Source organism: Limosilactobacillus gorillae, from assembly GCF_001293735.1.
GTDB classification, from domain to species: domain Bacteria; phylum Bacillota; class Bacilli; order Lactobacillales; family Lactobacillaceae; genus Limosilactobacillus; species Limosilactobacillus gorillae.
Genome location: NZ_BCAH01000027.1, coordinates 25,870 through 37,601 on the forward strand (window position 1 = coordinate 25,870; position 11,732 = coordinate 37,601).

15 protein-coding genes are annotated in these 11,732 nt (G+C 49.5%); all 15 read right to left on the minus strand.

All coding sequences use genetic code 11. The features are described 5' to 3' along the window. Positions 1-14: 14 nt before the first annotated feature. The gene (locus AOQ57_RS05490; RefSeq protein ID WP_093625985.1) at positions 15-983 is read right to left on the minus strand and encodes a biotin--[acetyl-CoA-carboxylase] ligase; all 969 of its coding nucleotides are present in this window, start codon (positions 981-983) and stop codon (positions 15-17) included. Next, on the minus strand, positions 983-1,531 hold the full coding sequence (locus AOQ57_RS05495; RefSeq protein WP_093625987.1) for a biotin transporter BioY: 549 nt from the start codon (positions 1,529-1,531) through the stop codon (positions 983-985). Before AOQ57_RS05495 ends, AOQ57_RS05490 begins: the two co-directional genes overlap by 1 nt. A gap of 109 nt (positions 1,532-1,640) precedes the next feature. Next, on the minus strand, positions 1,641-2,405 hold the full coding sequence (fabI, locus tag AOQ57_RS05500; protein ID WP_093625989.1) for an enoyl-ACP reductase FabI: 765 nt from the start codon (positions 2,403-2,405) through the stop codon (positions 1,641-1,643). Between the two features lie 16 nt (positions 2,406-2,421). Then, entirely contained in the window at positions 2,422-3,195 is a 774-nt protein-coding gene (accA, locus tag AOQ57_RS05505) for an acetyl-CoA carboxylase carboxyltransferase subunit alpha (protein ID WP_093625991.1), read from the minus strand. After that, entirely contained in the window at positions 3,188-4,036 is an 849-nt protein-coding gene (locus AOQ57_RS05510; RefSeq protein WP_093625993.1) for an acetyl-CoA carboxylase carboxyltransferase subunit beta, read from the minus strand. The genes accA and AOQ57_RS05510 overlap by 8 nt, the downstream gene beginning before the upstream one ends. Beyond that, positions 4,002-5,402 carry an acetyl-CoA carboxylase biotin carboxylase subunit gene (accC, locus tag AOQ57_RS05515; protein ID WP_093625995.1) on the minus strand — a complete coding sequence of 467 codons (1,401 nt, stop codon included), beginning with the start codon at positions 5,400-5,402 and terminating at the stop codon, positions 4,002-4,004. The genes AOQ57_RS05510 and accC overlap by 35 nt, the downstream gene beginning before the upstream one ends. Positions 5,403-5,423: 21 nt before the next feature. After that, on the minus strand, positions 5,424-5,858 hold the full coding sequence (fabZ, locus tag AOQ57_RS05520) for a 3-hydroxyacyl-ACP dehydratase FabZ (protein ID WP_162200220.1): 435 nt from the start codon (positions 5,856-5,858) through the stop codon (positions 5,424-5,426). Between the two features lie 2 nt (positions 5,859-5,860). Then, positions 5,861-6,307, minus strand: a complete 447-nt coding sequence (accB, locus tag AOQ57_RS05525) for an acetyl-CoA carboxylase biotin carboxyl carrier protein (protein WP_093625997.1) — start codon at positions 6,305-6,307, stop codon at positions 5,861-5,863. Between the two features lie 2 nt (positions 6,308-6,309). Beyond that, complete coding sequence (gene fabF / locus AOQ57_RS05530; RefSeq protein WP_093626000.1) at positions 6,310-7,548, minus strand: beta-ketoacyl-ACP synthase II; 1,239 nt, start codon at positions 7,546-7,548, stop codon at positions 6,310-6,312. A gap of 12 nt (positions 7,549-7,560) precedes the next feature. Next, positions 7,561-8,292: a 3-oxoacyl-ACP reductase family protein gene (locus AOQ57_RS05535; protein ID WP_093626002.1), complete on the minus strand. Its 732-nt coding sequence runs from the start codon at positions 8,290-8,292 to the stop codon at positions 7,561-7,563. Continuing rightward, positions 8,276-9,211 (minus strand): ACP S-malonyltransferase, encoded by a 936-nt coding sequence (locus AOQ57_RS05540; protein WP_093626005.1) that lies wholly within the window; start codon positions 9,209-9,211, stop codon positions 8,276-8,278. Before AOQ57_RS05540 ends, AOQ57_RS05535 begins: the two co-directional genes overlap by 17 nt. Continuing rightward, positions 9,211-9,459: an acyl carrier protein gene (locus AOQ57_RS05545; RefSeq protein WP_093626007.1), complete on the minus strand. Its 249-nt coding sequence runs from the start codon at positions 9,457-9,459 to the stop codon at positions 9,211-9,213. The genes AOQ57_RS05540 and AOQ57_RS05545 overlap by 1 nt, the downstream gene beginning before the upstream one ends. A gap of 25 nt (positions 9,460-9,484) precedes the next feature. Beyond that, positions 9,485-10,453: a beta-ketoacyl-ACP synthase III gene (locus tag AOQ57_RS05550; protein ID WP_167336633.1), complete on the minus strand. Its 969-nt coding sequence runs from the start codon at positions 10,451-10,453 to the stop codon at positions 9,485-9,487. Between the two features lie 14 nt (positions 10,454-10,467). Continuing rightward, a complete protein-coding gene (locus AOQ57_RS05555) occupies positions 10,468-10,908 on the minus strand; it encodes a MarR family winged helix-turn-helix transcriptional regulator (protein WP_093626011.1) in 441 nt (146 codons plus the stop codon). Between the two features lie 75 nt (positions 10,909-10,983). Further along, positions 10,984-11,430, minus strand: coding sequence for a 3-hydroxyacyl-ACP dehydratase FabZ (gene fabZ, locus AOQ57_RS05560; protein WP_093626013.1), 447 nt, complete (start codon positions 11,428-11,430; stop codon positions 10,984-10,986). Positions 11,431-11,732 lie beyond the last annotated feature (302 nt).

Sequence of the window (11,732 nt, forward strand, 5' to 3'; positions counted from 1 at the left end):
AGTCTCCTCTATTTTTAGAAGTTAACTTTAGTTACTTCTCCCGAAGAGAAGGTTTTTAATTGACCATCCGGCATCCTGACGATTAAACAGCCCTGGTTGTCAATACTTTGGGCAATTCCGCTAAAGGAAGATGTCCCCACCTGTAAAGAGATTGGTCGGCCCAAGATTAGTGAGTGGGCTCGGTACTCGGCCAGAAATGAGCCGCTCGGGTACCCAGGTAGGTCGTGGATCACTGCTTTAATTAGCTCGGCAGCCAATTGGTTCCGGTCAATTAAGGCATGTGGATCGATTCCAGTTGCCTTTCCCCGTAGGTCGGCAGGGAATTCTCCAGTGGTCAAGTTGATCCCAATCCCAATCACCAGTGATGTGATACTAGTCGCCTCGAGGTCCGTTTGCATCTCGGTTAAAATCCCCGCTACCTTTTGGTGCCTCAAGTAAAGATCGTTGACCCACTTATAAGAAAGGGGTTGGTTGGGGAAAAAATGCTTTAAAACGGCTGCCACCGACACTGCCACCCCAGTAGTCAGCAGGCCTGGGTACGCCGGGAAAAAGGCATCGGGAAGGCCGATGGTCATGTATAACCCCGTCGATTTAGGAGCAAAGAAGGGCCGTCGCCGACGACCGTACGCCCCGGTCTGATGATCTGCTATCACCACTAACGGGACCGCATGTTTACCAGTACTCAGAAGTTGACGAGCCGTGGTCTGCGTTGATTCCAACTCGTCTTCAACGACCAGGTCCACCTTGGTTGCTCCTAGCGCCGCTTTAATTACCGGTGCCAAAAGTTTAACTGTTCCCCGGTAACAGTAGCCGCGCTTGCGGTCCGAATCGATTTGGTAGCCAGCCTGTTGTAAAGACCGCATTGCCTTCCAGACCGATTCGCGACTAACGCCCAATTTGTTTGCTAAGCCTTGCCCAGCTAACCAGCGATCCTGGCTGGTAAGCAAATGGTTCAAGAGACGCTCTTTCGTAGAATTAGCCATTAGCGCCACCCCGCTTGGTGTAGCTGCTGGCTAATGGTAACGCAAAGAATTGCCTTCAAGAGGTCTCCTGGTATGTAAACCATACTTCCGATTAAAGCAGCTGCTAGGTTGCTGATGTGGGTGGTAAAGACTAAACCGATTGAACCCGCTAAGTTAATAAAGAGAACCCCACCAACTACAACGGCGATGATTTCCCACAGCCAGGATGGTTGCTCCTTAACGTTCATGATCCAAGCAATAATTGCCGGGGCGAAGAGCCAGCCGACAAAGTAACCCGCCGAAGCACTGAAGAAAACGGCTACCCCGCCAGCGCCCCCAGTCAAAAATGGCATTCCAATGGCTACTAAAATAAAGAAGCACGTCATCACCAGGGTCCCCGTCTTGGCTCCCAATAGCTCCCCAGCTAGCATGACTCCAGCATTTTGCAACACGAGTGGGGCCGGTAAAATTCCCACCGGAATTCCCGGAAAGAAGGCTAAAACGATGATAATGGCGAGGACCATTCCGGCCCGAGTTAATTCAGTTAAACGAACGCGACTTTGTGTCATTACCCCTTCTCCTTTTCTCTTTGTAACCCACTTTATCTTTATAGGGTTACAATCATACCTAATAATGGTCCCCCATTAAAGAGGGACCTCAAATAATTGCGAATAAATATCAAATTAAGTGGACACCTTTATCAACATAGATGACATCCCCTGTCACTCCCGTCGACAGATCACTCATTAAGAAGGTCGCGGTGCCCCCCACCTCTTCGATCGTAACGTCCTTTCCATCTACGGTCCGGGCCTTAGACATAGCTAATAATTCACCATGTCCTTGAATTCCCGTCACTGCCAGGGTTTTTAAGGCACCAGCCGAAATGGCGTTAACTCGAACCCCATTTTTACCCATGTCACGCGCTAAGTAACGAACATTAGCTTCCAGGGCCGCCTTAGCAGCACCCATAACGTTGTAGTTTGGAATGGCACGTTCCGCCCCAAAGTACGACATCGTTACCACACTGGCTGGATTCTTCAAAAGCGGGGCAGCAGCACGGCAAACGGAGATTAGTGAGTAAGCTGATACATCCTGGGCCAATGCATAGCCTTCTCGAGAAACGTTAGTCATTTCTCCCCCTAATTCAGCGGGGTTGGCAAAGGCAACGGAGTGCACAACTCCATCTAGCTGACCAAACCGTTCACCAATCTGCTTAAAGGCCTGTTCAATACTTTCGTCACTGGCAACATTACATTGCACCAGCTGGTCGGTATTTTCCTCTCCCACCAGCTTGGTTAACCGCTTCAATGTACGTTCACGGTTATAGGTGTAAATAACTGTCGCCCCTTGCTTTTCCATTTCCTGGGCACAGCCCCACGCAATCGAACGACGGTTGGCAACCCCCATCACCACAATCGTCTTGTTTGCTAATAATCCTTCCATAAATCTACTTATCCCCCTAAAACTTTTCGTATCGTGCGTGCCGTCTCTTCAACAATTCTTCTGACGACAGTTGAACAAGTTCCGCTAACCGTTTTTCCAAGACGAGGTCAATATTTTGAATCGTCTGGTCATGATCGGTTGGCTCCTCAACGATCCCTTCGATAATCCCTTGCTCCAACAGAGCCTGCGGGGTCATCTTCATGACCGTGGCGGCTTCTGGTGCCCGACTACTGTCCTTCCATAAAATGGAAGCAAATCCTTCAGGGGATAAAACGGAATAGGTGCTCTTTTCAAGCATCCAGACTTCATCCCCACACGCCAGGGCCAAAGCCCCCCCACTTCCTCCTTCACCGTAAATCAAAGTGATAATGGGTGTTTGGGCTTGGCTAATCTTAAGTAGGTTTTGGGCAATTGCCGCCCCTTGACCCTGTTCTTCGGCGGATTGACCTGGATAGGCCCCTGCTGTATTCACGAGGGCAATCACCGGCCGGTGGAACTTTGCAGCCTCTTCAATCAGGCGAAGAGCCTTACGGTACCCACCTGGTGCCGGGCTGCCAAAATGCTTGGCAATCCGTTGTCCCACCGTTGTCCCCCGGTCGGTGGTAATCACTGTGACTGGGCGGCCGTGGTAGGTCGCCAGGCCACCAATGATGGCCGGATCATCGGTACCATTACGGTCGCCGTGCAGCTCGAAGAAGTTATCAAAAAGCTGATTGATAATCTCGAGGCCAGTTACCTTTCCGGCACTGCGGGCAGCTTGAACAATGGCGTAGGCATTTTCCTTAGTCATTCTGTTTCCCCCCGTACTTTATTAACCAGGCCAATGTTGATTTTTCATCTTGGCGAGCTACGATATGGTCAATAAACCCATGCTTCAAGACGTTTTCAGCATCCTGGAGGTCCGCCGGAATTTCCGTGTGCATGGTCTGTTCAATTACCCGTCGCCCCGCAAAGCCCACTAAGGCGCGTGGTTCAGATAAAATTATGTCCCCCTCCATGGCGAAACTAGCGGTGACCCCACCCGTGGTTGGGTCGGTTAAGACCACGATGTACATTAACCCAGCTGCATCGTGCTGGGCAATCGCTGCCGACACCTTAGCCATCTGCATCAGAGACATGATTCCCTCTTGCATCCGCGCCCCCCCGGAGGCAGTGAATAACACCACTGGCCAACGGCGTTTGGTTGCATCCTCAAAGAGACGGGTAATTTTTTCACCAGTGATCGTTCCTAATGACCCCATGATAAAGGTGGGGTCCATAATGCCTAAATTAAATTCCACGTTATCAATCTGGGCGTGACCGGTCCAAACAGAATCGTTAAGGCCAGTTTTTTCCTGGGCCTTAGCTAACTTAGCCGCATAACCAGGGAAGTTTAAGGGGTCTTTGGTTTGTAAATCAGTGTCCATTGGAATCGCTGAATCTACCAGCCAACTCAAGCGTTGTTTTGCGCTAATCCGAAAGCCATACCCGCAACCAGGGCAGGTAGCGTATTCATCCATTTGGGCAGCAAACAACGTCCGCTGACACTTCGGACAAGTTCGCCAAAGGTCATCAGGAACCTTGGCATCAGCCTGGCGGTTAGCCTGAACATGACGTTCACTGAGTGTGTTTTTCGCCTTGTAAAGTCTCACTTCCCACTTCCCCCTTCCAGCGTGGCAGGAATTCTTGTTCTAAATAGTTGGTTGTAAAGGTAGCCTCGTTAAAAACCGGATCGTTTAAGATTGCTAAATGGAAATTCTGGTTAGTCGTGATCCCAGTAATCACCATTTCATTTAAGAGGCGCTTCAGACGCGAAATAGCCTCCGCCCGGTCGTTACCGTGTGCAATTACCTTAGCGACCATTGAATCGTAATACGGGCTAACCGTTACCCCGGGGTACAATGCGGTATCAATTCGCATTCCAAGGTTTCCCACCGGTAGGTATAAGTAGTTAACCTTCCCGGTTGAAGGAAAGAAGCCCTTACTTGGATCCTCGGCATTAATTCGGCACTCAATGGCAACCCCCTGGGCGTGAATATCATCCTGCGTGAACGGAAGGGCCTCACCAGCCGCAACCGCTAACTGCGCCTTAACCAGGTCAATCCCGGTAACCATTTCCGTTACCGTGTGCTCTACTTGAATCCGGGTGTTCATTTCCATGAAGTAGAAATTTTGTTCCTGATCCATTAAGAATTCCAAGGTCCCAGTGTTTAAGTAGTCAATTCCGTTCACAGCCCGAACGGCAATCGCCCCCAACTCTTGGCGCTTTTCCTCTGAAATCAGCAGGCAAGGGCTTTCTTCGATCACTTTTTGCTTGTTACGCTGCAAGGAGCAGTCCCGCTCCGGAAAGTAAACGGCGTTGCCAAAGCGATCACGAAAGACTTGAACTTCGATGTGTTTAACGTTAACCATAATTTTTTCTAGATACATCCGGTCATCGTTAAAGGACACCCGTGCCTCGGCTTGAGCCTCACTGAAGGCCTTTTCCAGGTCCTCAGCACGTTCAATCTTCCGAATTCCCTTCCCCCCGCCTCCAGCAGCGGCCTTCAACAGAATTGGGTACCCAATCTTTTCTGCAACGTTAAGGGCTGTCTGAACATCTTGAACATACCCATCCGAGCCCGGAATTACGGGAACCCCGGCCTTTTGCATCTGCTCTCTAGCGTGCTCTTTGTTCCCCATTAGGTCGATGGTCGAAGCCTTAGGGCCAATAAAGGTAATTCCCACTGCATCACACATCTGCGCAAAGGCAGCATTTTCCGATAGGAAGCCAAACCCGGGGTGAATTGCCTGCGCTCCCGTTCCAACCGCTGCGGCAAGGATATTCTTCATATTTAGGTAGGAGTCTTGCGGGCGGGGGCCCCCCACACACACCGCTTCATCAGCGAGCTGAACGTGAAGGCTGTCGCGGTCCGCTGTCGAATAAATCGCCACCGCTTTGATCCCCTGTTCCCTTAAGGAACGGATGATGCGGACCGCAATTTCCCCCCGGTTAGCTACTAAAACCTTCGAAAACATTCTTCTCGTCCCCTATCTTTTCTAATCAATAAAGAAGGTTAGCTCCGCCGTGCAGGCCCGCTTGCCATCAACGGTCGCAACACCCTTCCCCAGACCAATGTGGCCCCGAACCTTTTCTAAGTGGACTTCAAGCCTCATGGTATCCCCAGGACGAACCACCTTACGAAATTCAGCGGATTCGATCCCGCCGAAGTAGGCTGTCTTACCCTTGAAATCTTCTTGGGACAAGAGGGCCACTGCTCCAGTTTGGGCCAAGGATTCCACAATTAAAGCCCCTGGCAAAACCGGGTTATCTGGGAAGTGACCGTTAAAGACCTCTTCATTAATCGTTACGTTACGCTTAGCAACCGCCATTTCACCCGGCACCAATTCTTCAACCCGGTCAATCAAAAGCATTGGGTAGCGGTGTGGGATAATCTTTTGAATCGCCGTGCTATCAAGCATTACCTTACTCATCGTTAGTCCTCCTTGATGGTGATCAGGGGCTGTTCCACTTCGACTAGTTCCCCATCCTTAACGTTGATCGCACTAACGACCCCCGCATGATCACTCTTGATTTCAGTCATCATCTTCATTGCCTCAATCACGCAGACCACGTCACCCTCTTCGACCCGGTCCCCAACCTTAACAAACGCTGGGGCTCCTGGCTTAGGCTGAAGGTAGACGGTCCCAACCAAAGGCGCCGTCACGGTTATTCCTGGGACCTTCTTTGCAACCGGCGTCGCCTCACTCTTCACGACCGGAGATGGTGTCACTGCTGGTGCCGCTGAGGCCGGCGTTTTAACTGGGGCGTGGTGCTTGTTTTTGCTCAAGTAAAGGTGGAAGTCACCATCGTCAAGCTGGAATTCTCGACTATCGGATTCTTCAAACACCTTCATTAATTTCTCTAAATCCTTGAGTTCCATCCCTAGTCGTCCTCCCACTTCTTGAAGGCTAAAACAGCATTGTGCCCCCCGAAACCAAAGGAATTACTAATGGCGTAACGAGCCTCCGGTGCTGCCTGGTTGTCCTTAGTTACCAGGGTAACTGGGCAGTCAGGATCTTGGTTATCACAACCAACGTTTTGAGGAAGTTGTCCTTCTTGTAGGGCCGCCACGGTCAAGACTGCTTCAACCGCCCCAGCTGCCCCCAGAAGGTGACCAGTCATTCCCTTGGTAGATGAAACCCTAACCTTCGAGTCCTCTCCAAAGATCGCCTGAATGGCATGGGCTTCACCGGAATCATTAGCGTGAGTGGCCGTCCCATGAGCGTTAACATAGGCAACGTCGTCAGGGGCGATTCCGGCTTCATCAATGGCCTGCTGCATTGCCCGGGCTGCTCCCTTACCCGTTGGGTCTGGTGAGGTAATGTGATAGGCATCCCCAGTAGCCCCATAACCAACAATTTCACCAAGGATCTTTGCCCCGCGGGCCTGTGCGTGCTCCAGACTTTCCAGCACCATCGTGGCACCACCTTCACCAAGCACAAATCCATTACGGTCAACATCAAACGGCTTAGAAGCCTTCATTGGGTCCTCCGTCGTTGAAAGAGCCGTTAAGGCTGCAAAGCCGGCAATCCCAATTTCGTTAACGGAGGCTTCACTTCCCCCAGTAATCATTACTTGGGCCCGGCCCTCCTTGATCTGGCGGTAAGCATCCCCAATTGAGTTGGTCCCAGAAGCACAGGCCGTTACCACTGCCGAGCACATGTTTTGGGCGTTAAAGCGAATGGCAATGTTACCGGCTGCCATATTGGAAATGGCCATTGGAACAAACATTGGTGAAACCCGTTTGGGACCCTTATCGTGCATCTTAATGATCTGTTCTTGGATCGTGGTCAACCCCCCGATCCCGGAACCGAAGATCACCCCCATGTCTTCAGGCTTGGTGTTTTCTTCGTTAATTCCTGCCATATCAATGGCTTCTTGGGCCGTTTGAATGGCGTATTGGGAATAAAGGTCCATCCGCCGGGCATTCTTCTTGCCAACTACTTCAGTGGGGTCGAAATCATCAATTTGACCTGCAACCGTAATCCCGGTCTCTTCAGCATCAAACTTAGTGATTTTTTTAATCCCGACCTTACCGGCCATGCTATTTTTTACAAAGGTGTTTACCCCATTCCCGTTTGGAGCAATGGCACCCATTCCCGTGATTACTACCCGTGTCATCTTGTGTTCCTCCTAAATCGTCATCCCACCGTCAACAACCACCACTTGGCCGGTGACGTAATCATTTTGCGCTAAAAAAAGGGCACATTGGGCCACTTCATCAACCGTTCCGAGGCGCTTGAGCGGGATTTGCTCAACGATACTTTCTTGGACCCGGTCGGAGAGGGCTGCCGTCATATCACTTGCAATCATCCCTGGTGCAATTGCATTGCACCGGATTCCCCGTAAGGCTCCCTCCCGAGCCACCGTCTTAGTCAAGCCGACAATTCCAGCCTTGCTTGCTGAGTAGTTAGCCTGGCCAGCATTACCATGAAGGCCAACTACACTGGCCAAGTTAATAATCGAACCTGAACGCTGCTTATTGAAATTCTTGATTAGGGCCTTGATTAACATGAATGGTCCCCGCAGATTGACCGCCAGTACCTGATCGAAGTCTTCAACCTTCATCCCACCGATTAAGCGATCCCGGGTAATCCCGGCATTATTAATTAAGACGTCAATATGCCCGTAAGCATCCCATGCTTCCTTAGCTAACTGCTTAACTACCTCTTCTTTAGCAACGTCGCCAATTAAGAACTTGTAGTCAGCCCCGGCTGTCGCCAGTTTTTGTTTCATTTCGTCATCTAATTCATGACGACCATTTAAAACTAAGCGACTTCCTTGCTTGGCAAAGGCTAATGCCATGGCGGCACCGATTCCTCGAGTCGAGCCAGTAATAAAGACAACTTTATCCTTGAGTTCCATCAAAAACCTCCTTAACAAAGGTCTGGTAATCAGCTAGACTGCTGATCCGGTAACGGTTTAATTTACGATCAACTTGCTTGGCAAAGCGAGTCAAGGTCTTGCCCGGCCCAATTTCCAGGGTTGTGTCAATGTTTTGATGGTCAATCAAGTAGGCGAGGTCCTCCCCAAAGTGGGTTGGGACCGCTAATTGACGTGCCAAAATATCGGCAATTTCATCCCGTTCGAACGGTTCCACGGTGGTGTTTGAAAGCACTGTAACTACCGGTGAGTTAAAGTTGACCGTCTTCAAGCGCTCTTCCATTTTCTTACGAGCCCCGTTGAAAAATGGGGTATGGAAGGCCCCGGAAACCTTTAAAACAACTGCCTTTTTAGCTGCTTTTCGGGCCGTGATTTCATTGACCACTTGCTCTAAGTCATCCTTTGGTCCCCCTAAGACTACTTGAGCTGGGGAGTTGTAGTTGGCAAAGTGGACATCCGCGGACTTAGCAACACAATCCATAACAACTTCCATCTTTGGTTCCACAATCGCTGCCAATGTGGTTGGTACCCGGTCCGCATCTTCTTGCATATATTGTGCCCGATCAGCCAAGAGGGCCATTCCGGACTTAAAATCCAAGGCCTTAGCGGCCATCAAAGCCGCGTATTCACCAAGCGATAACCCAACCATACCAGCCACTGGTAAGTTTAAATCCCGTTCCAACATCCGGTAAATCCCATATGAAACGGTCACTAACGCCGGTTGGACGTACTTTGTATAATCAAGTTCGCCCTTTTCACCCTTCATGATCGTTTCAATGTCTAAGCCGGTTACCTCACTTGCTTCTTTAACTAATTGATAAAAGAGGGGGTCGCCCAAAAAGTCGACCCCCATCCCAGGTTTCTGGGCGCCCTGCCCGCTAAAAAGAACCCCGATTTGCATTAGGCATCCTTTTCGTCCAGTTGCTTCTTAACGAAGTCGACCACGTCGCCAATCGTTTCGATCCCTTCTTCAACATCTAATTGGATGTCAAACTTATCTTCCAATTCGTTCATAATTTCAAAAACGTCTAAGCTATCAGCTTCCAGGTCGTCCTTGATCTTAGCGTCTAAGGTTACTTTCCCTTTGTCAACATCTAATTCTTCAACAACAACGTCCTTAACAGTTTCAAATACTTCTTCTTTAGTCATGGTAAAATTCCTCACTTTTAATTATTTAGTATTTTAAAATAATGGTTCCGACGGTCAATCCACCACCAAAACCGCTCAGGGCAATTACATCACCACGATGAAGGTGCCCCTTTTGTACTTCTTCAGCAAATAAAATTGGCTCACTAGCCGCCGAGGTGTTCCCGTACTCATTAATATTAACCGGGAATAAGTTTCGCTCTAACTTCAACCGTTTAGCAACCTGATCAATTATCCGAGCATTGGCCTGATGGAGGATAAAGGACTTAATGTCTTCTAACTTCACGCCAGCCGCTTTAGCCGCTTTATTAATTGAGTTGGGTACCTCATGGGTGGCAAACCGGTAAACAGCCCGCCCGTTCATCTCAAACGGCGTTAACTTAGTTACTGGTCCTGGAAAAGTCGTCAATGATGCCGTTTCTCCAGCACTTAATTGGTCGGCCTGATCACCAAAGGTGGCCAGGTGTTCCCCCAGTACGTGCGAAGGGCCTGTGGCTTCCTTTTGGACCAAGACACCCCCGGCACCATCCCCAAATAGGACAGCCGTTGATCGGTCTTGCCAATCGGTCAGCTTAGATAGGACCTCGCTTCCGATTACCAGAGCATGTTGGCCTGGATTAAGAAGCCGTTCAACCGTATGCAGGGCGTAAACAAAGCCCGAACATGCCGCCGAAAGATCGAAGGCCACAGCATTACTAGCCCCAATCTTCCCCTGAACGATCGCTGCCGTCGCCGGGGTAAAACCGTTGGGTGACATGGTTGCCACCACAATCAGATCGATCTGATCAGGAGCGATGGCCGCCCTCTTCAACAGCTCATCTGCAACCCGGGTGGCCAGGTCCGCTGTAGTTTCCCCCTGACTAATGTGGCGCTGCTTAATCCCGGTTCGGGTGGTAATCCACTCATCACTGGTATCCATTAGCTGGCTTAACTCGTCATTGGTCACCACTCGCTTTGGAGCGTAACTTGCGGTTTCAAGTATCCGCATGGCTTGCATCCTTTCTTCTAGGATCAGGAATTCTCATCTAAGAAGGCCTCCAGGTTCATCAAGGAACGGCGGATAACCTTTTTTTGTTCCTCGTCGGTCCCCTTCAAAAAACTCTTCACCATCATATTGTGGAAGGCCCGGTGGGAGCGGTACAAGACACGTCCCCGTTTAGTCAATCCCAATCGAATCACCCGGCGATCATTCTCATCACGAAAGCGCTGAACATAGCCCTTACGAACCAAGCGATCCGTAGTGGCCGTCATGGTTCCTGGTGATAAATGTAACTTTTGGGCTACCTGGGAGGCCGTTTGGTGATTGTACATCGAGATAGCATCAATCGCGTGCATTTCCTTGATGGTTAGGTCCGAAAAGGAGGACTTTCGTAACTCATGTTCCTCAATCCACATAATTCCGTTGTAAACCCGAACCAAGGCCTGATTGATTTCCCGGTAATCGTCATCCATAATGCATTTCTCCTCTCGTTATTTTAGAGATTCAAATAATTTGAATATCAAAATACATTATAAACGAATTTGCTCCTAAAGTTTCTCTTCTCGCTCCGCTACGATAAAGGTCAGCTCTGCGCTGCAAACTCGCCGGTCATCAACCGTTGCGACAGCCTTAACGATTCCCATTCGCGAGCGAACCTTTTCCATGTCAATGTGGAGTTTTAAGACATCCCCCGGACGAACCATCCCGCGGAATTTCGCTTTGTGGACTCTTCCGAGGTAGGCCGTTTTCTTGTAGAAGTCGGGCGACTTAAGGATCAAAACCGAAGCCGCTTGGGCCAAGGTTTCAATAATCAAAACCCCTGGCATTACCGGGTTACCCGGGAAGTGGCCACGAAAGAATGATTCGTTGATCGTCACGTTTTTTGTACAGACGATCGACTTGCCAGGTTCCATTTCATCAACCGCATCGATGTAACAAATCGGGTAGCGGTTCGGAATTAAATCCATCACCTCTTGTGCTGTCATCAGTGCCAATTTTGTCACCTACCTTGTCGAAAAGTATTTCGAGTATCAAAAGATTCGATAGTCGAATTATATTCAATGCTTTTTACGGTGTCAAATCATTCTCCGTCGTTTTTAGCTTCCATTTGCAAAAATTATAATATTTTGATCATTCAAACTACCTTGTCTGAACGCTAATTTACCGCCGTTAGTTATCCATGACCTTTCATTCATTTATAGTGGTCGCCAGTCAGAAAATTTTCTCTAATTTTATTTCGAACATCAAAATATCATCCGCTTCGTCAACTGTTATTATCCGTCAACTACGCACCGAA